Annotated in this window: 13 protein-coding genes; 2 read left to right on the top strand and 11 right to left on the bottom strand. The window is 45.9% G+C overall.

What is annotated here, in order from left to right; translation table 11 throughout:
- Positions 1 to 10: 10 nt before the first annotated feature.
- Positions 11 to 664, top strand: coding sequence for a helix-turn-helix domain-containing protein (locus tag EKN16_RS01690; RefSeq protein ID WP_232016150.1), 654 nt, complete (start codon positions 11 to 13; stop codon positions 662 to 664).
- Positions 648 to 1,340: a hypothetical protein gene (locus EKN16_RS01685; RefSeq protein WP_125653417.1), complete on the top strand. Its 693-nt coding sequence runs from the start codon at positions 648 to 650 to the stop codon at positions 1,338 to 1,340. The genes EKN16_RS01690 and EKN16_RS01685 overlap by 17 nt, the downstream gene beginning before the upstream one ends.
- A gap of 133 nt (positions 1,341 to 1,473) precedes the next feature.
- Here EKN16_RS01685 and EKN16_RS01680 read toward each other — a convergent pair whose 3' ends face one another.
- The 11 genes from EKN16_RS01680 to EKN16_RS01630 form a co-directional block, all read right to left on the bottom strand.
- Positions 1,474 to 2,637: an MFS transporter gene (locus EKN16_RS01680; RefSeq protein WP_125653416.1), complete on the bottom strand. Its 1,164-nt coding sequence runs from the start codon at positions 2,635 to 2,637 to the stop codon at positions 1,474 to 1,476.
- 311 nt (positions 2,638 to 2,948) lie between these two features.
- Complete coding sequence (locus EKN16_RS01675; protein ID WP_164522633.1) at positions 2,949 to 7,865, bottom strand: S-layer homology domain-containing protein; 4,917 nt, start codon at positions 7,863 to 7,865, stop codon at positions 2,949 to 2,951.
- 129 nt (positions 7,866 to 7,994) lie between these two features.
- On the bottom strand, positions 7,995 to 9,377 hold the full coding sequence (locus EKN16_RS01670; protein ID WP_125653414.1) for an extracellular solute-binding protein: 1,383 nt from the start codon (positions 9,375 to 9,377) through the stop codon (positions 7,995 to 7,997).
- A gap of 136 nt (positions 9,378 to 9,513) precedes the next feature.
- Positions 9,514 to 10,434 (bottom strand): carbohydrate ABC transporter permease, encoded by a 921-nt coding sequence (locus tag EKN16_RS01665; RefSeq protein ID WP_125653413.1) that lies wholly within the window; start codon positions 10,432 to 10,434, stop codon positions 9,514 to 9,516.
- Between the two features lie 9 nt (positions 10,435 to 10,443).
- The gene (locus EKN16_RS01660; RefSeq protein WP_232016149.1) at positions 10,444 to 11,376 is read right to left on the bottom strand and encodes a carbohydrate ABC transporter permease; all 933 of its coding nucleotides are present in this window, start codon (positions 11,374 to 11,376) and stop codon (positions 10,444 to 10,446) included.
- Positions 11,369 to 13,585: a DUF5696 domain-containing protein gene (locus EKN16_RS01655; protein WP_125653412.1), complete on the bottom strand. Its 2,217-nt coding sequence runs from the start codon at positions 13,583 to 13,585 to the stop codon at positions 11,369 to 11,371. The genes EKN16_RS01660 and EKN16_RS01655 overlap by 8 nt, the downstream gene beginning before the upstream one ends.
- On the bottom strand, positions 13,582 to 14,265 hold the full coding sequence (locus EKN16_RS01650) for a Yip1 family protein (protein WP_125653411.1): 684 nt from the start codon (positions 14,263 to 14,265) through the stop codon (positions 13,582 to 13,584). Before EKN16_RS01650 ends, EKN16_RS01655 begins: the two co-directional genes overlap by 4 nt.
- Positions 14,231 to 15,721, bottom strand: a complete 1,491-nt coding sequence (locus tag EKN16_RS01645) for an NHL repeat-containing protein (protein ID WP_125653410.1) — start codon at positions 15,719 to 15,721, stop codon at positions 14,231 to 14,233. Before EKN16_RS01645 ends, EKN16_RS01650 begins: the two co-directional genes overlap by 35 nt.
- Before the next feature lie 12 nt (positions 15,722 to 15,733).
- Positions 15,734 to 16,648, bottom strand: coding sequence for a carbohydrate ABC transporter permease (locus EKN16_RS01640; protein WP_125653409.1), 915 nt, complete (start codon positions 16,646 to 16,648; stop codon positions 15,734 to 15,736).
- A complete protein-coding gene (locus tag EKN16_RS01635) occupies positions 16,615 to 17,577 on the bottom strand; it encodes a carbohydrate ABC transporter permease (RefSeq protein ID WP_375782098.1) in 963 nt (320 codons plus the stop codon). The genes EKN16_RS01640 and EKN16_RS01635 overlap by 34 nt, the downstream gene beginning before the upstream one ends.
- Positions 17,570 to 20,515, bottom strand: a complete 2,946-nt coding sequence (locus EKN16_RS01630) for an extracellular solute-binding protein (protein ID WP_125653407.1) — start codon at positions 20,513 to 20,515, stop codon at positions 17,570 to 17,572. Before EKN16_RS01630 ends, EKN16_RS01635 begins: the two co-directional genes overlap by 8 nt.
- Between the last annotated feature and the right edge of the window lie 3 nt (positions 20,516 to 20,518).

Genomic DNA, 20,518 nt, shown 5'->3' with positions numbered 1-20,518 from the left:
TTTTTTAGAGTTGACATCCATACACTATTATTTTATTATCATTATTGATAATGATAATAAAAAAGATGAGGTGATGGAAATGGCGGAGTCGAGAACAGACCTGATACTGCATCCTATTCGGATACGGATCATACAGACACTCGTAACTGGAGAGCACATGACGACCCAACAGCTCGCAGAAATGCTGCCCGACGTGCCGCAGGCGACCATGTATCGCCACCTGAATAAGCTGCTTCAAGCGAAGCTCATTGAGGTGGTGGAACGAAACCAGGTTAGGGGAACCGTCGAAAAGGTATATGCCCTCGCCGCGAACGGAGCCGACGGAATCCTTGAGGATGAAGAGAAGATATCGCCCGAGAAACATATGCAGATGTTCCTGAAATTCGCAGCAAGCCTGATCACCGACTTCGGCGATTATTTGAAGCAGGACGACTATGATTTGTTCAAGGATGGCGTCACGTTTCGGCAGGCTCAATTCTACTTGACCGATGAGGAATACATGCAGATGCTGCTTGAAATACGCGAGAATATGTCACGGTACATGGGCAAAAAACCTGGTCAGGGACGACGCAGACGTATGATGTCAACCATCGTCATCCCAGGAAAAGCAAGCGAAACGGATAAAGATAAATCGGAGGAAGAATCACATGACGACGCACGATAAATCCAAGAAAGAATCTTTTGAGAAATCAGTGAAGCAATCTATACCTCTACTGCCTATTTATTTACTGATCCCGATACTGTTTTGGCTGGCGTTCCGATATACGGGGACCGATATGATCTGGAAAGCATTCGGCTTTGGAGCGTTAGGGTGGATTATCGCGTTAATGCTGCGCGGTCCAATCAGCGTGCTTGGGATGAAGTTGCCCAAGGAACGGGCACAAAAAATCATCGTAGGCTCTTCCGGCCCTCTGGAGGAAGGCGTCCGTCTTGGCTTACTCATTCTGACAGGCACAGGTTTCTCCTGGGCACTCTCGATCGGGCAAGGCTGGGCTGCCGTCGAGGTGGTTTATACAATAGTCCAAGTCGTGGCGATCGCATCTCTGGCAAAGCGGACCGACGAGAAAGCAATGCAGGCCAAAGCGATGTTAGAGGCGCAAGGAATGGTTAGCGCCAGCCCTTTCTGGGGCCTGTTTGAGAGAGTTTCAGCTAGCGCGTTCCATATCGGCTGCACGCTGCTCGTAGCCAAGTATCACTGGCTCGTCATCGCGTTGATCCCATTGCACAGCTTCGTCAATTTGGGGGCCGTGAACCTGGCCAAGAAATCCATCGCCCGCCTCGAGTTTTATATGGCTATTGTTGGAATCGCAGCGCTTGGTGCTGGACTTCTCGTTTATTGATGCAGTATTGGCGAGTGACACGTCGGCACAACGGATTGTAAGTGTTGATCCGTATGTATGCTAAAGGTTGTATTAAAAAAGATCAGAAACGACATTTCTGTCGTATCTGATCTTTTTATGTTGGGGGATTCACTTATACAGCATCTTTTGTATCTTTCAGCCTTTTCCCATACACCCGATAAAGCATCAAGCCAAAAAGCATCCCCAGAAAAGAAATGGCTGATATGGACAGATATAGAGTTTTACCGCCAAAGTTTCCATATACAGCTCCTCCTATATAGGAGGCCAGGATTCCTGAAATACCGAAGAACAGCAGCGCCAGCACCGTTTGACCTGTGGCACGCCATTCCGCCGGAACAATTCGATAAAGATATTGAATGGCGGCGGAGTAGAACACCGGAAAGGTCAACAGCTGTAGAATTTGCAAATACGCCAACAGATGAGGATCGGTAATCCAAGCAGAGATGAAAAAACGAAGGAAATAAAAAACGGCCGAAAACGAGATTGTAAGCAGCTCTTTACCTTTGCGCATCCACCAGAAGCTCAGTGCGAATACCAAAATTTCACTGCCTGCTGCCAGAAAAAAGGCCTGTCCAACCAATTCGGTACTCCCTCCAAGCTCACGAATGTATACGCCAAGGAAGGTATCGTTCATTCGCGCAGGGATGGAACAGATAAATACCAGCAGCAGAAACAGGAGCGTCTCCCTATTGCTAATAAAATGCTTGAGACTACTTAAGGTAACGGGTTTGCCTGTCACAGGCGCATTAGGCATCATCCAGGCTATAACAAAACTGATGAACCCAATGCCGGCAAAAAGCAATGCCAAACTGTTTGCACCGAAAAAGGAGATAACGTAGCCTGTGACCAGCGACGCTACTGCATAACCCAACGCGCCATAGGTACGGATGGACCCATAGCTGATTCCGGAAGATTCAGCTATCGTAAAATTGAGGCTTTCCATCAGTGGATCGATTGGCATCAGAAAGAAGTATAGCAGCATAGCGAACAGAATAAGCAGGGGATAGCTGCTGGAGTCGTACAGCAAATAGCCAATTACGCTTGAGAACAACAGCAGTGTTAACAGCACTTTGCGGCTTGACCTGGTTTTATCGCTAATCATGCCCCATAAAGGTTGAGCGATCAGCGTAACAAAACCTCCTGTACCGATGATGAAGCCAATTTGCGCTGGATGCAATCCTTGCACATCTAAATAGACCGGGAGGAATGAAATGAACATTGCCAGCAGGGAAAAATACAAAAAGTTAAAGCTTCGTAATAGGTTTGGCGCATTCATAAAAGATTTGATCCTCCATGTGTTTCCTTTAATAGTTAACCTCAATCATGTATTGTACCAAGAAATGATAGATATAAGTAGCTATTTGTTTCCACGGATCGATTTGAAGCAGACTAAGGATTTTCATTTAGCACTTACTCCAGTGACCACTCAAAATTGTGGGCAAGGAAAGCCACCCGACCTCGAGGCTTACTTTTGTCTGGGTATAAGAGAAAATTATGAACGATCTATTCACAAATAAAAAGAGTTATCCCTCAAGCACCTTGCTCAATTGCTTGAAGGATAACCCAATTGATATAACATCTACCGAATTAAATCAGATCAGACTTTTTAAGAAGTCTCTGAACTATTGCTGCTACCTCTGCTCTAGAGATGTAAGCTTTCGGAGCAAGCTCCGTACTGTTTCTTCCAAGTACAATTCCCGCTAGTAGGCAGTCGGCAATGCCGCTCTTCGCCCACTCCGCTGCATGGCTGGCATCTGTGAATGGACTCAACAGTTGCCCGACATCTTTGGATGGTTGTTTCGCCTTCAGATTGGTGATCGTCATCGCTTTCGCGATAATCGTCATGGCTTGTTCTCGAGTAATCTTGTCCATCGGATGGAAAGTACCATCTTCAAATCCGCTGATCAGGTTGTGCGAGTATGCTGTTTTTATAGCGCTGCTATACCACTCCGAAGACTTCACGTCTGCAAATGAGGTATCTCCACTTTCGAGCTTCAATCCTAACCCGCGAACCATGATCGCCGTAAACTCCGCGCGTGTAATATCTTGCTCGGGATTAAAGCTTTCATTGTCGATACCGTTGATGACCATTCTCGAACCCATATCGTTAATGGCATCCTTCGCCCAATGCTGCGCTACATCCTTAAATTCAAGTGGATGCCAAACGATGGCGTACGTGCTGTTCGTTAGGCTGCTCACTTTGGCGTAGTACTTACCGTCAATGATTATGATCTTCGTAGGTACATGACGGACGGTTCCATCTGGGTCAACAACGGCCCCAGTCGTGATCTTATTCGGATCAACACCATCCGGAATGGCAATTGCTCGTTCTACATAGACATTAAACTTGGACACTTCAATCGTTGTATTCCCGTAAGTGGCCCTGACTGTAAAGTCTAGCGGTGGAACAACAATCGTAAATCCTCCTTTAGCTGCAGCGTTTTCTACGATCTTCACCATGTCAGTAGTCGGTTTGGCCACTTCGATCTGTATCTTAATTTCCTGAAGCGCCACTTCCTTACCTAACTTATTAGATATTGAATTTATGTTGATCTGCTGAGAAGGTAAGGTGTAGGTTGCATTCTCGGTTTTGATTTTCAAAACCGCCTGCTTTTGCTCCATATTCTTAACCATTTGACCGTCAAGCTCCCCGATGACAACATCTGACTTCGTATTAACCGGAATCGTAATCACGACAAATTGACCTTCCGCCGAGAGCTTGTCTTCCAGTTTTTTCGGGTCTAATAGTACGGTTGTGACCGTTTGTCCATTTACTTTGGTTGTTGTCGCTGTCCCCGCATGCTCCAGCTTACCATTGACAAGGACGTCAGCTCCCGTACTTTGTGTCTCTGGTAGTGTTGGTGTTGACGGTTGTGAAGGTAAATACGGTGAGCTTGGTGTGACAGCATTGGAAGCAGCGGAAACCGAACTGCTGCTGGCAACATTGATCGCCTTTACCGTAAACGTATAATTCGTTCCATTGGATAAGCCCGTTATCGTTATTGGGCTAGCTGTTCCTGTAACCTTAATATTCCCTGGTGAAGCTGTAACCTCATAACCTGTAATAGCACTTCCGCCATTATTTGCAGGAGGCGTGAAACTAACCGTTGCTTGTCCGTTGCCTGCTACCGCGGTTATGTTTGTCGGTGCTGACGGAGCTGTTATCACCGTTACAGTTGTGATCTTGGTATCCGTTGTGGCGGTATTCACCCAAGCGCTGCCATTCCATGTCTGCTTCGTAAAGGTAGCCGTCACCGTATAACCGCCCGCTGATGTCGTTGTATACATCGAAGTGAAGTTTCCTCCGCTTAACGTAAAATTGCCCGTTTTGCCTGCTTCCGTCGAGGTCCAGCTTGTTGGAATGTACTTCTCATCTCCAACCACCGCACCTGCCGCTGCCTGTCGGTCACCAATCGCTGTTAACGTGACTGCTCCCCCCCCCATTACACTACTTGGGCTTGCGCTGACACTGTTGTTCGCTGCGATCGCTGTCGTTGCCGTTGCCGCTGCCGCTGCAACAGCTAAATCAATATCGAAAATATACGGAAAATGACCGGTAATCGCGTTTCCGCTAAATTGGACGAAAGCTGCTTTGAATTTACTTATTGATGTAAGATTGACAGCATCCAGCGGTATGGCCATTTCAAGTGCGGATGAACTGGCCGCATAACCTGTTGCCGGGACAGGAACATCCGGATATTTCACAACAGGAACCCAGTTCCAATCCGCTCCAGTTCCAACATACTTGTATATCTGTCCGTTCTCGACCATAAAGTCGGCCCCTGTAAGTATTAAGGGACTCCATGGCATCGATTGATAGCCTGTCTGTTCGTTATTATCCGTATTGAGCAGCATTCTTCCCATGGATAAGTTCATATTCGTTCCGTTAACCAGCATATAAAGATGATAAGCATCGTTAGTCGCTTTCATGGACGTAATAGTGCCGCCTGCAGTTGGCGAAACAATAGGACTCAGCGCCGACCAATCAGTACCACTGCCGTCGACCGATACTAGCTTGAGGCGAAGATCAGCATGCAATAAGCCAGGTGCAGCTGGCAAAGTTTCGGTAGTCGATGCTCCGCTAAATTTCATATAAGCAGCATCAATCATCGTAAAGGCATAAGTTTTCTGTGTTCCGATAGAAAAAAGTGCTGATAAAGGCACCGACATTTCAGCAATTGTACCATCATTGCTCACTTTGTATTCCAGTACGTTTTCGATTTTCTCCCATGACCAGTTCGTCCATCCCGAGCTGCTCCACGGATCGCCCTTATGTCGAAACAGCGTACCATTCTCAATCATAAAATCAGTTCCTGTATGAGCAGATCCTGACCATTCCGGGAACTGGTAACCTGAAGTATCAAAGCGGTCTGTATTTAGAATGACTCGCTGACCAGGATTGTTCAGCCCTGTCCCTTTCACCAGAATATTGAGATTCGTTCCATCCGTCCGAATGCTCATACTGGCAATAGATCCGCTTCCATATACGGTTTCTGCGTTCATTCCTGCCCAGTCGGTATCATTTCCATCTACCGTCACAGAGGCGTATTTCAGCAAATCGATTCCCTTCCCAAAGTTTTGCAGTGAATACGACGAACCCACTGAACCCGGGTTAAATGCAGCTTTGTCCATCCAATCATAGGCTGGCGGCAAATATAGCAACTTCATACCGAACGAGGGGTAGAAACCATCCGCCCATGCCCGATTAGCTGCATAAGTCATTAGATCCGTTTGATCAGGTGTAGCATAATCGAGCGTGAAAACACGGAAATCAGCCTGCGGATTGATGAGAGGAGCTCCAGCCAAGTCTCTTGATAAAGTACCATCAGGCTTATGAATGAAACGAACTTTGTTCACGTGATCCCGCTTGGTGATGTAGTCCATTTTCCGAGGATGATCATATGGCGTATACACATTGTATTGTTCATCATTGCCAAGGAAGACAGACCCGTCCGAGTTCCACATGTCCTTGCCAACCCATGTCGACGTATAACTTTCGAACAGCATAGCATCAATAGAATTCGCGATATCATACGTATCACCTGTAAGTAAGTGAGCACCACCACCAGAGAACACGATTTTGTCTGGGAATTTCTTCTTAATGAGCTGAATTAACTGTCCCATTCCCCATGCTTTATCGGTATGAATCGATTCAGTCACGTCCACAGTGTCTAGGTAAAAACCATCAAAACCTCTGTTAACCATGCTCGGAAGCAATTGCTCCAGCACTTTCTTCTGCCATTTCGGATGGGTCGGGTCAATATAACAGGACGGCCAATTCGCGTCGCATTCAGGGTTTCCTTTGCCATCCTTGAAAAAGATATCTATATCATTTCCGATCGGAGAGTCTTGCCCGACAGAGATGTACCCAACGATAAATATGTTCGGATTTAGCGTCTTGATCTCCTTTATTTTTTCAGGTGATACTGCACCCGACAAAACGAGAAGATCATAATCAGCAAAGACATGAGAATCGATTGCTTCATCGATCGTATAATTGAACAGAAGCTTTGTCGTATCGTTCCAGTTACCTGTCGATGCCGGAACTGTCGGATACGCGACTGTAGTGCCGGATAATGAAGCGCTCGGAAGCGAAGAATTACCTGAGGCATCATAGGCCACAACTCGATAAGAGTACGAAGTTGTCGGTTCCAGCCAACGGTCTAGAAAGCGTGGTGTCACGGCCCAGCCGATGAATGCTTCAGTGCCTCCAACCGGTTTGCGATATACCTTATAGCCTGTAACGCCTGTATCATCAGTCGCCGCATCCCAGGAGAGCTCGAGCTTCGTGCTCTCAATCCGGCTAACAGCTAAATTAAGCGGGGATGTCGGCGGATTGGATTCGTCTGTTCCGTTAAGCAATGTATAAGTTGCGAGCGGTTCGCCAGCCAATGGCAGCCGATCCATATCCGAATGGTAATTCACAAATCCTAGGCGAATCGAATCCCCGGGAAGCAATCCAAGATCAGCAAGAGGAATTCGAGCTTCAATGACGTATTCTCCCTTGAAGAACTCACCGTTCCCCTCATATTCTTTTTCTCTGCTCCATTTACAATCTCCGCTTGTTCCTGTGTATTTATATCGAACCAGCCGTTCGTGCTTAATATTTCTAACCACGGTTTGGCCTCCAATACTAACCTCGGTTGGTACAATTTTGATTTCGCTTTCTAATAAGATATCGGCCCCACTTGGATTCTGCCAACCTGTTTTATTGCAGCCGGTCAACTCATTGTTATCGCTATCTATATACAATTGCGAAGTCATCGCACTAAGACCTCCGCCTTCAATAAGCAGATACAAATACGAATTGTTATTGAAAACATGCATCGTATGACTCATCGTGTAGTTTCTAACGAGCGGTGGGAGTGTGGCCCAGTCACTCGTATTGCCATCTACAGACAACGCAGGGGAGGCATACGCACGATTTGAGGCCGGAGAAAAACAAAAGAAGGGAGCAAATAGAGTAACAATTAATGCACAAAATAGAATTTTTCTCATTTTCATAATGAAATCCATCCTTTCAAATTTGCTTGCACTATGAACCGATCACTGTTACTCTTTGCCGATCATTAGCTTGCGGCTTGAAAAGGGCCCGTCGGAATAAAGCTTCCTGCACGGGCCATAGTTCAAGATTTACTTCTTTTGGGCATAATACTCATCAACCTGCTGTTGCAGCACTTTTGTAACATGATCCAGATATTGCTTTGGAGAAACCTCTCCGCTATACACCTTATCCACTAGCTCTGCCAGAACTGGTGCGCTATTAACCGGCAAGGTAGGCGTCGGTTTACCAGCGCGGGCAAGTGCGTCGCCATACGATTGGGCAATTGGATCTTTGGATGCCGTATCCTTAAGCCAGCTGTATTCTTTCTTAGCTGAGAAGAAGTTGAAGTGCGTCCCCAGTGAGTTAGCACCTTCCTCAGTGGCAGTAAGCCATTTCAAGAACGTCCAGGCAATTTCCTTATTTTTACTCATTTTGAGCATCGACACACCAATTCCGCCTGAACGAAGCATTTCAGTTGGCATCGGCGCCAAGCCCAGGTCTACATCAGGAGATTGTGCGAAATCAGCTGCACTACTCATAACAAAGAATCCAACGGCCTGCTTTCCTGCTTTGAAAGGATGTACGCCTTCCGGTACTTGAGCGAACAAGGCATCGCGTGCTTTCTTATCTATATGCTGTTTGTTAAAGTCAATCATCCATTCTAAGGCACCAACAATTTTCGGGTCATTAAATCCTACTTTTTTCGTTTCCGGATTATAGAAGGTCGTGCTGTCAGCCCCATTCAGGAATGCATAATTGTACAACGCGGTAGACAGTCCAAATGTGCCATATGCCGGATCCTCTCCAACAAAGTCGTAGCTTCCATTGTTAAGCGTCCAGAATTTCTTGAAAAATTCACCAAGATCAGTCAGATTTTTTATTTCAGGAATTTCTGTAATACCGAGTTGTTCAAGTATTTTCTTATTATATGCTAGGGGGAAATAACCATCAGCAAACCAAGGCATTCCATACAATCCGCCATTCATTTTATACGAATTAATCGGACCTTCCATAAATGAATCCAAGTTCATACTAGGATCAGCCTTCACATAAGGCGTTAAATCCTCCAGCAATCCATCCTCCACCTGTTGTATACTAAGCGCGAAATTCAATGCTAGATCCGGAGGTGTATTAGCAGCAAGCAACACTTCAATCGGTTCAATATTGAGTGTTACTTTAATGTTAGGATATACTTTATTAAAGTCTGCAATTAAATTTTTATGTTGTTCCGGGAAATATTGGGACCACGGAGTGTTCCAAACAATTTCTCCTTTCAAGCTCGCTGGATCTACCGGTGCTGGAGTCTCTTCGGTTGGTTTAGGATCAGAGTTGCTTGGTTTGGGATCGGAGTTGCTTGGTTTGTCACTAGGGACACTACTGTTACTGTTGCCGTTAGTGTTGCTACATGCACTAACTATAGCCAATACAAAGATAATCGCTATTATGGCTGCCACATTAGGAAATCTTCTCATTTTCCATAACCCCCATTATTTTCAATTCAATTAAAATCCTTTTACTATGAACACTGCCAGTACTTCAATAAGCATCACCGCCTCTCAATACCATCACATGTTGTTTCATGCCCGTGATGTGCGTAAAGCCTATTCACTACTCAACGAGTCCAGTCCGTTCTACCCCTTCGACAAACCAACGCTGAGCAATGAAGTAAACGATGAGAGGCGGAAAAATAACAAGGAAGCTTGCCGCCATCCGAACCGTTTCATTCAGCTTGACATCCTTTTCCTGCCCGAATGTGCCATTAAGCACTTGATCAAGCCCGTTCAGGCTAATCGACAAAGGCGTGAATTCACCTCGCAGCATTAATTGAGTGAACGTCGTATCATTCCAATGCCAGATGAAGGAAAACAAGAACACCACTAGAAGCGCAGGGGTCGATAGCGGCATAATAACTCGCCAGTACACTCGGAACATGCCAGCCCCGTCTATCTTCGCAGCTTCTTCAAGCTCCTTTGGAAGCGTCATGAAAAACTGTCGGAAAATAATAACGAAAAGTGCACCTTTAATGCCATGTCCGAAAATCGCTGGTCCGACAATAGCTAGCGGTGTCCCTAACCAACCAAGCTTACCGAATAAAATATAGAGCGGAATAATAATTGTTTGCGGTGGAATGAGAAAGCTAAACAGCAGTAAGCCGAACAGCAACGTTTTGCCCGGAAAGGAAATTCGGGCAAAAGCATACCCCGCCAACGAACAAAATACGACCTGGAATATCGCTCCAAGCGACACAATAAGCAAACTGTTGGACAGCGAAGACAAGTAACGCAGCCCCTGCCAAGCGAGTTTTAAATTCTCCAATTCAACTACACGTGGAATCCAGCGTATTGTCGGATCAACAAGATCCACTCCACTTTTGAACATTGTCGCAATCATATAGAAAAATGGATTTAAGTAGATTACAGAAATATCCAGCAAAATCAAGTAAATCAATATGCGAATTAGCCATCCGCTTTTTTCCCCGTTGCCCAGCAACAACACTTTTACACGCCTCTTCCAAAAGGCTGCATTCATGCGGCATCCCTACCTTTTCCCGGCGTAGTAAACCAATCTCCTAGTAACTAAAAGCACAAGGAGCAGCATGGCAAACATGAAGATGAAATAAATCCAGCCTTGCGCGCTAGCATAACCATAACCAAGCTGGGAATTGCTCATATTGCCCAAAATCATATCCATAATCGGATTAACGAGCGGCAGTGTAAACATATCCACCATCGTGTAGATCAGATTTAATAAAATAAACGGTGTCATTGCCGGAAGCGTAATTTTCCAGAACGTTACCCAGGGCGTCGCTCCATCAATCTTCGCCGCCTCATAAACGGAGACCCCAATCGTCTGCAAGCCAGATATAAAAATCAGGATTTGTACACCGGAATACCATAGGATGAGCACGAAAGAATTGAGCACAGATAAGACCGGCTCCGCCCACACCATTGGCAAATTTTCCGTTACAAATTCCACTATGTTATAGCGATCTAACATTTCAAGCCTTCCTGCGCTAGCCACTCCGAAAATCTGCATAATGACCTGCCCAGTCCCAAAAATAACAGGGAGGAAGAATATCCCGCGGAAGAAAAAGCGTCCCGGAAATTTCAGGTTGAGCAAAATCGCAACGAAGAAGGCGAACACAACGATGATCGGTATAATAAACAAACTACTCTTAAGCGTGCTGAGAATAGCAGCGATGAACACATTGTCGCTGAAAAAGGCGTATGTATAATTATCCCAGCCGATCGGCTTAAGAACCATTCCCTTCCCAGTGAAGTTCACTCTGTGGAAGCTCATATACATGGAATACATAAGCGGATATATAACGAAGAGTGCTAGACCGATCAGCCAGGGCAATAGAAACAGGTAACCGCCTAAAGCTGTACGGCGCTCCATATTGATGAATCTACCACGCTTTATGAGCTTCGGTTGCAGCGCATCTTCCTGATCCGTTAAGCGATTACTCATTTCCTTTGACCCCCTTTCCGATTAAAGTGAAATCCGCCGCGGGAACACGCAGAGCTCCATCCACATACTCCACCACTCCGTAATTCACAACAACAGACAAGCCACCCTCATATTCAGTCTGGTACACATCCTTAGCAATACGACGATGACCGACTATAAAGCGATGTGCCGTAGAAGCAGTCCATTCAGACGTCCTTGCGTAGTTCTCTAATATGGATGCTTTCCATTCAGCAAAACGAGAGCTAAACAAAGAGATGCCTGGGGTATCCTTCAGCACGATTGGATCTTTCTGTGTAACCGTAAAAGTCGGCATAGCACCATACTCGATTGTCTGCAAAGCTCCCTTCACTGACTCATTCTCTAAGTTTTGCGGAATCCCCGTGTAGGTCGCCAGTCCGTGTATGGCTATCGGATAGAACGGTACGCTCTCCGTGGCGATCAGGTCGTAGCTTGGGCTGAGCGGAAAATTACGAATATGGTCAACATGACCGATCACATAGGCATTTCCGAATACGGTTGAGACACCGCTAAACTCGTCTTGAATGCCATCCATTACGGACAGATACGCTTGCTCTGCCTCATGACGACTGATAAGCTTCTTCCCGTCATATCCCGAATATAAATAGGAGCCCATTCCCTCAAGGTCTACACCCGAAACCCCTACCTCCTTGAGCTGCTTCTCCATATCTAGCCATGTAGCCTCAACACGACGAGGGGGATAATAGTACATCTTTTTCCCTTCATCGTTTCTTTCAATCGTGTTTCCGCTCAAGTCACGCAAGCCGTCACGTGAAGGAAGGAAGCTGCTTGATGAGCGAATTGCATACCAATTGGCACTCACATAAAGCTTTCCGCCAATTTTGCTAATATGCTTTGCCAATTCACGCAAGTCCTCTTTGCCGCCAAGTGCCTCTGACGGCTCCTTCATCGGCAGCACCCCGCCAACGCCCCCGTTAGACCAGCCTTGATAGGTAACTTTAAGAGAAGGTACCCCTGAGTTTGCTAATTCGTCGACAATTTCCTTCGCCGCCTTAAACGATGTCGACACAACTGTCTTATCGCCGAAGAATCCCTTCTTCGTTGCTCCCCCGTATAGGGTCAAATCAAGTGGCATTTGTGAAATAGGATCAATGCGCCGTGCTCCTTGCGTTTCCATTAAATAAGCTCGGTAGTCTTGTGCCATCCCAACATAACCGGCATTGTCACCCTGCTGAAAGTAATAGCGCATATGAATGGGCTCCCGCCGCAAACTCGCCTCGTACTGAAAGAACCCTTGGTTGAAATTGCTCGTTTTTGTGTAAAAGTTTTCCCGCAATATAAAATCTGCCGCTACCCAATTGAAGGATGTAATGAGCCCGCTTGGATAAGCCGTAATCTTTGCTAGAGAATCACCTGCCTCGATAACTCCCATATACGAATGATCTCCGTCTATAAGCCCAAACACCGGCATCGGCGAGTTCGACATGACCGGATTCTGGGTTTGAGACACGACGCTAATATCACTTCCGTATATTCTTGATGAGTAAGCATACGGAAGCTTGGGCTTGCCATCAATCGGTATAAGCGCTCCCATCCCCTCTGGAACGAACAGTCCGCCTCGTCCGCTATCCTCTTGCAACGCCCCAAGAAATGGAAACATTCGCAGCATGACCAACGCCCGATTACCACTTTCCTCAATACCGTCCTGCTCCATATTGAAAGCCAAATAATCTTCATGCAGCGTAAGCGAATACGTCAGTTTGATTCCTAGCTTTGTCAGATTGTGCTTCACCTTTACGCCATCAGGAATCGTCTCGACCGAAGTTTTCGTACCTGAAGCAAGCCAATTGCTTTGTTCAGGCTTCGACTTCCCGCGTTCTACCGTTTCTACAATAAAGGGTGAAAGCAGATGCTGCCGCCATAGCCCTTTCACACCCTCCTTTTTCATGGCCTCGGCAGTCGGATTGCTTCTCCACTGATGGCCATTCCTCATATCCGTAACGATGAATTGCCCGATGTCATCTACCGCTAAACGCAGCCGTCCATTCTCAGCTGTTGTCCGGTACGTCGTTTCATCTATGTCGACGTTGGTAGATACAGCAGCAGTGGTTCCTACCTGCCCGCTAACCGTAAGGCTAGCCTTTTTCGGGGGTAAATATGGCTTCGTAACAAGCAGGAAAGCGCCGACCAGTACGAGAATGAACACGATTGGAATCCAGTTCTTCTTCATCTGGCTGCAACCTCCTTATAGATCTGTGCAACAAAATCATACAATTGATACGTTAAACCAGCGAAAATTAAACATAATAGCCAAATCGCCAGCATTAACAGTACGGAAATGATCATATTCCACACCGTTTCTCCTATTTCATAGTTATGAATTTCCTTAGCCATTACGAATAGCAGAAGCAGAGACCAGCAATTCATAATTAATTGCGCAAAGCCGTATATGGAACCTTCACTTAACGTCAGTACATTCGAAATAATAGAAAGCGGCAATGAAAACAAAATGATTGGCATAAGCGCATAGGTACTTCCCACAAATACTTCCAGCAGCTTTCCTTGCCCTTTCATAATGGAACCGACCAAGTAATTAGCAAACACCCACGTTATCCAAGGGATTGAGTATTGAAGCAAAAAGGCGGTTGGATTAAGATCATCAAGCTTCGCACCTCCGAATAAATAGGAGCCACTAAGCTTAGACATCAGCAGCACAACCAAAGCAAGAGCCAACAATAGGCTTGCAGCAGCAATCGACCCATGAGAACGATAGCGAATTTCCCAAAACACATCAAATGGGTGGCGCAGCACACGAAGAGAAGTACGCAGTTGACTGACAATCGCGCTTCCGAATTTTTGCTCTACGTGAACGACCTCATTCCCCTGCATCCACTCGATGCTTGTTCGCATGCCGTTTCCCCCTTCCCTTTAACCTGACCCATACAAATCGACCTATCAGACCGAGGGTGATAACTACGACTGCTATCGTCAACAAACCTGAAGCGTGAACGTTCATCCATTCTAGGCGCATATACCAGAATGAATCGGAGTAACCGATTGCATCCCCAGCATTAAAGAAATGATAGCGTGCTTGTTGCCAGTCCCGTTGTTTAAATGAAGCTTTCGCTAGTCCTAGCTGAGCCATATTATACTTTGTGTTTAAATGGAGTACTTCTTGCCACGGACCGGCACTATTCTCATATTCTCCTGCCATGAACTTTTCATTGGCCTCATGAACAAGAGCCGCAAACTCGGTAGGCCTGAAACGCTGAATGATACCTTGAGTTTTCTCCAGCACATAGAGCATGCCATCGCGATCGATCTCGATACTTGAGGGCTGCTTCAATAAACCAAGCTTGTTGTAGCCATCATCCTTGCCGGAGAATACAAATAACAGTTCTCCAAGTGCATTATACTGATATATCACTCCCCAACCGGCATCTAGGACACTCATACTGCCGTTTTGACTTACCGCAACATCAACAGTCATCGTTTCCAGCCCTGGTACTGCAATTCGTTCTCCAAGCATATCCCGTCCGAAGAAATCAAGCCTTTTCACTTGGCCTCGGTTGACTAATACGCTTGTCGTGTACAGGAAATCGTCCGGTCCTAACGTCACATTGGACACTGATCCTGGAATCTTCATGACTTCCTTGCTAAGCTGCTTCTCTGTATAGAACATACGCTTAAGCGTTTCGCTAAAAGTGCGTTCTGTACGATTCGCACCATAAAAGCCTTGAAAGGCGCCGGTATCGTCAAGCATAAGCAAGCCTTGATAACCGTTATGTGTAGCTATATACAAAAAACCTCGTTTGTCCACAGCCAGCTTAATCGGTTCAAACTTAAAATCCTCAGGAAGGAAGTTCGTTTTCGGTTTTTCATATTTTCGTATAAACTCGCCATCCGGACTAAAAACAGCAACTCGATTATTTTTGGAATCGGCAACAAAGAGTGTACCGTCTTCCTTTACGAATACACCTCGTGGAGCTGAGAGCTTCCCCTCCCCCTCATCCGTGCCGTATACGCGTATCGGTTGCCTATCTGAATTCAGTTCAATAACGCGATTATTGCCTGTATCGGCTATGTAGAGATGATTGCGATGATCCAGAAATAGATCATCGGGCTGATTTAGAGAAGGCGGCGCTTTGTCAGCAAACCCAGGGATCACGCCCTCCAAATAGACATACAAGTATGGATCCGGCACATATGCGGCCTGAACGTTCACAAGCTTTCCCTTGTTATCTAACGTATAGGTCTGGAATGGAAGATCCGCACTGACATGATCCGAAAATGATACAAGACCTGCGGTAATAATGACTACCGCCATCAAACTGGCAAGCCAGCGGTTTGGTCGTTGTTTCTTCATGATGCGCCCCTCCTATTTGATACCTGAATGAGCCATCGTGGAAATGACCCTGCGCTGCAGCAGCAGAAAAATAATAAAATTAGGCAGAAACATCAGCAGCGCTGCCGCAGCAGCGACCCCTTGCCGCGCCACACTATTGGCTAATCCACTAGTCAATGTACTGATGTAGAATGGAAGGGTTTTCATTGTTTCATCTTCCATGAACAATTGAGACGCCTCAAGATTGTTCCAAGCACTTTGGAACGACAATATCGCTGCGGTCGACACAACTGGTATACAGAGCGGTACTATAACGGACAAAAATAATCTAAATTCAGTAGCGCCTTCCAATCGTGCTGATTCGAGCAAATCGTCTGGAAGCTGATCAATAAACTGCTTGAATAAAAATACAAGAACAGGCAGAGCAACCATCGGCAAAATATGTGCAAAGTACGTATTATCGATACCCAAGCTGCTAATCACGTAATACCTTGGAATTTGCACGGTTTCCGGAGCAAACATGAGACTGACCAGTATGGTTGAGAATAGAAAATTTTTCCCCTTGAACCGATGCTTCGAAAGCGGGTATGCACACAAAATGCTAATAAAGGTTGCAGTAATGACTGTTAATACGGATGTAAATATACTATTGAATAAATAGCGTGTAGCCGGAACTATTGTTGACTTGGATACCTTTAGAAAATCGGCAAAATTAATCCATGTCGGCTCTTGCACAATAAAACTTGGCGGATAAAGAAATAATTCATGCTTGGGCTTAAAAGCATGGTTGAACAAAAAAACAATGGGCAGCAGCATGAACAACGCGAGCAAGGTCATTAGCAAAATTAACAACAATTGAGAAGGAGTTAAACGATTTAGTCGGCCCCTTCTTTTCCACCAACGCATATAAGCACTCACTCTCCCTGTGATCCGAATAGCTTCATACATAATTTGCTAGTCGCATAGACGAGTACGAGTAAAAACACAGATAGCGTCGCGGCATAGCCCATTTCAAAACGGATGAATCCAAAATCATCGATGTGATTAATAATGAGATGACCGGAGTAGCCTGGTGTCGGATTAACGCCAGACAATTCCATTGATATGGCTCCAGCCTTCAAAGTTCCAACTACCGCCATAATGGCGCCAAACAACATTTGAGGTTTCATCGCCGGAATCGTAATGTACCAAATTTCTTGCAGTGAAGATTTGATGCCGTCGATTTTACCTGCATCGTACAGCTGTGTATCGACATTCTGAATACCGGCGATCATCGCCAGGAAGCCGATGCCCATACTTGCCCATACCGACACGATCATCATTATGGTGAGCAGATATTTCGGGTCCTGCGTCCACAATTGTGGAGAGTCAATAAGATTTAGCCGAAGCAGGAGCCCGTTCAAATAACCGAGCCGATCACCACTGAACACAATAAGCCAGACAACTGCCATCGCAACTCCAGCAGTTAGAGATGGAGCATACATCGCCAATGTATAATACTTCCGAAGGCGCTGCGGCAGCTTGCAAATAAACCAGGCTAGAGCAAAAGACATGAAATAACCGATAGGCCCTACAATAATGGCAAATTTGAAAGTATTGGGAAGCGCATGCTTCCAGAATATAAGATCCTCCGTCAATAAATTAATGTAGTTAGCCCAGCCGATGAATCGGGGCTGCTCGACTGCATTAAAGTAGGTGAAGGACAGAAGGACTGCTGCCACTGTTGGAATCGCGATAAACAAAAGGAAAATAATAAAGAAGGGCGAGATGAATAGATACGATAGAGCGCTCCTTCGAATCTCCTGTATGAATCGCATGGCCAAGCTCTTTCTTACCGGTTGCGCAAACGATAGAGCTGATATCTCTGACTTAGCCATCATCTTCCTCCCGCCCTCTCCAAGCCTTGTTTAGTGTAGGAACACGGAACGTTTTGAGTACATGTCCATTCTTATCGACAAAATTGAATTCCCGCTGTTTCCGCTCGAGCTCCCGATTAATCTCGAAGATAGCCTTCTCCAAGCTTTCATGTGGATTTTCACCATTCAGCACTGTCCGATTCCATGCGAACGTCAATTCCCGCTGTGTGAAATAACCACCTGGCACGTTAGGCATCTCCTGAAACCATTGCCATTGCTTGCTAATTGCTTTCTTCTCTTCATCCGGCCATGGCAACTTCTGAAATGCATTATAATTGGCCGTATTCCAACGAAATTCAATACCGTTTATCAACTCCATATCGTTGCCATAACGGGTTTGCGTCTCATCGGATAGCCACCATTTCAGGAATGTCCACGCGTCCTCTTGGCGATCACTTGATTTGAAAATAACACCGCTTTGCAGTGAGCCGCCCGCCCAGCGGCGAGTGTCTCCGTTCTCATCCTTGATCCCTGGCAACGGCGCAATTCCCCATGAACCAGTCAATTCCGGCGCAGCCACTGACAATTGCAAATAAGTGTTAATATCAGCGATGCCAATCGGCAAACTGCCATTGCGAAAATGCATGTAGAAATTCGGCACTTCCTTAGGGAAGCCATATACATTAAACAAGTCAGTCCATTGCTTGAAAGCTTTGAATCCATTTCTCGAATCGAGCCCACTACTCAAGCCGTTGGGTTTATAAACATTGGCGTCGTTCTGTAGAAAGAAGGGTAAAAAGCCGAGTGGGGAATAGAAGAAATTCATCCCTCGCTGCTGCAATGACGGCAATAGCTTAACGACGTCTTCCCATGTATCAGGCAGAGCCAAACCCAATGATTCAAAAATATCTTTACGGTAGAACATCATTTGAAACATAATCGTTTCCGGTAACCCATATACTCCGCCGTTATACTGTAACGGAATTAGCGAACCGGGATGAAATGATGAAGCTACTTGTTTATAATCTGGAAACTGACTCACATCAACTAACGCATTTCGCATCGCTAGGTCAGCAGGCATGTTCTGGCTGATTCCAAGTGCAACATCAGGCTGCTTGTCAGATGAGCTGCTCAGAATAAGCAGTTGCTCATTGGGCATCAAATTAATATTGACTGAAATGCCAGTTGCCGGTGTAAACGTCTCATCCACTAGCTGCTGAAGCTGCGATACATAATCGCGACCGCGATTCACCCACACTGTCAAGGATTTCTTATCACTACGGCCGTTGTACATATAATTGGATGAGAAAGAACGGAAAAAGCTGCTGACATCATTGGCAAGTTTGTCATTCCAGTCTGACATTTGCACTTCCGGTTTCATCCCTGCTGCACTAATATAAATCTGGTCTAGTGATACTGGCTGGTAGGTAAGTGTGTCGACATAGGTAGCGAGCGTCTCCTGAATCGTTCCAAGCATTTGCGGCTTACGCGGAATTAGATTCGGATCTTTGGCAATATCGAGCAGATCATACAGCGCGGAACGCAATGATGTGCTTCCATCGTTATTACCGAACAATTGCTGTAACTCAGCAATTTGCTCATATAGCAGCTTGGCGTATCCGGTAAAGGTCACTTCCAAACCAGGAACATACTTCGTAATATCCCAATCCCGGTTATTATCAATCATCTGGGAATCATGTACGCCACTAACCATCATAATCTGATGATTGATCTGCTGCAGCTCTGCTTGCAGAGCCAAAAGCCGTTCTCGAATAACAGTTGTTTCCGCTGTTTGCACAGTCATCCTTAACGTATGACTGCCTTTTGACAGATGCACGGAATAAGCATTTCCTCCTTTATCGCCTATCGCTCGTATCGTCCAATCACTTGTATAAGGAAATGCGACTTGCTGCCATTCCTTGTAAGGCACCTTCCCATCAATCGAAACACTGCGATAAGAGGTTACATCCCGATTCAAGTCTTGTAAATACTTAAGATAAATGTCATACCAACCATCCTCAGGTACATCAAATGTCCATTCTGCCCATTGACCTCCCCTGTACCAACGCTCGCCCCCAAGCGTATTTAGAATTACGCGCCCCTTGGAAGGTGGGAATGCCAAGTCATCGTTGCTCGGCTGACTTTGAACGGACGGATCAGATTTCGCAGCCATCTCTTCCGCTTCAATTGTTCTCTGCCATGATACATTCGAAGTCCCTCGCTTCGCTGCCTTAGATGCGTCATATGATGACAGCGCTTGCACAGGAGCAAATGAAATCGACTTCAACGCAACCCGTTCTTGAATAAGTCGAATACGTAGAGAATGTTTCCCCTCTGTCAGCAGCCAACGCAGCGGTTCACTATGTGCCATCTTGACGTCATGTAAGCGTACAGTACGCCATGCCCGATCCTCCACTTGAAGCGGCCGTTGTTGATCACCCCGTTCATTTGTAGCAGGAGGATATATAGCATCGTGAAATACTCGATCAAGCATCAAATACTCAGCTTCCTTATAGAGGAACTTTCCATCCAATTCGACTGCGATCTGAACCGGGGCGAATGTGTCCTCCAGTGGCATATACTCCATTTCCAATTCGTACTGCCCGCTGTCGGTCACTTGGAATGCATATTCTACCCAACTTTGCTGCTTTAGTAATTGAATGCTCTTCCCATCCTCAGCGGGCTGTGTGATTTCGGATGAAGAGGAAGGCTCGGAGACTGTTAATTGAACGGGCTTATTTGACCCCTTCTCGTAACCTGCATCGTTCCATTGCTGGAGCAAGGTGGTATATGATCCCTTCATTCGTTCCCCGATAGCGGCCGGTGTGGACACAGCATTGCCTTCTAATTCGGCAATGGAGAATGAAGATGACGAACCACTATAAAATGTTAGAATGCCAAACACCGTGGCAAACAGGAGAACGATCGGCAGCAGCATATTTCGGACCCGTTTATTCATCCT

The sequence above is a fragment of the Paenibacillus baekrokdamisoli genome (genome assembly GCF_003945345.1).
In the GTDB taxonomy this organism is placed as follows: Bacteria; Bacillota; Bacilli; order Paenibacillales; family Paenibacillaceae; genus Paenibacillus_Z; species Paenibacillus_Z baekrokdamisoli.
This window is presented reverse-complemented; position numbering and strand designations above follow the sequence as displayed.

What these genes read in the sequence shown, in the direction of transcription:
- EKN16_RS01685 (WP_125653417.1), top strand. Translation starts at nt 648, where the DNA reads ATGACGACGCACGATAAATCCAAGAAAGAATCTTTTGAGAAATCAGTG.
- EKN16_RS01680 (WP_125653416.1), bottom strand. Translation starts at nt 2,637, where the DNA reads ATGAATGCGCCAAACCTATTACGAAGCTTTAACTTTTTGTATTTTTCC.
- EKN16_RS01675 (WP_164522633.1), bottom strand. Translation starts at nt 7,865, where the DNA reads ATGAAAATGAGAAAAATTCTATTTTGTGCATTAATTGTTACTCTATTT.
- EKN16_RS01670 (WP_125653414.1), bottom strand. Translation starts at nt 9,377, where the DNA reads ATGAGAAGATTTCCTAATGTGGCAGCCATAATAGCGATTATCTTTGTA.
- EKN16_RS01665 (WP_125653413.1), bottom strand. Translation starts at nt 10,434, where the DNA reads ATGAATGCAGCCTTTTGGAAGAGGCGTGTAAAAGTGTTGTTGCTGGGC.
- EKN16_RS01660 (WP_232016149.1), bottom strand. Translation starts at nt 11,376, where the DNA reads ATGAGTAATCGCTTAACGGATCAGGAAGATGCGCTGCAACCGAAGCTC.
- EKN16_RS01655 (WP_125653412.1), bottom strand. Translation starts at nt 13,585, where the DNA reads ATGAAGAAGAACTGGATTCCAATCGTGTTCATTCTCGTACTGGTCGGC.
- EKN16_RS01650 (WP_125653411.1), bottom strand. Translation starts at nt 14,265, where the DNA reads ATGCGAACAAGCATCGAGTGGATGCAGGGGAATGAGGTCGTTCACGTA.
- EKN16_RS01645 (WP_125653410.1), bottom strand. Translation starts at nt 15,721, where the DNA reads ATGAAGAAACAACGACCAAACCGCTGGCTTGCCAGTTTGATGGCGGTA.
- EKN16_RS01640 (WP_125653409.1), bottom strand. Translation starts at nt 16,648, where the DNA reads ATGTATGAAGCTATTCGGATCACAGGGAGAGTGAGTGCTTATATGCGT.
- EKN16_RS01635 (WP_375782098.1), bottom strand. Translation starts at nt 17,577, where the DNA reads ATGGCTAAGTCAGAGATATCAGCTCTATCGTTTGCGCAACCGGTAAGA.
- EKN16_RS01630 (WP_125653407.1), bottom strand. Translation starts at nt 20,515, where the DNA reads ATGAATAAACGGGTCCGAAATATGCTGCTGCCGATCGTTCTCCTGTTT.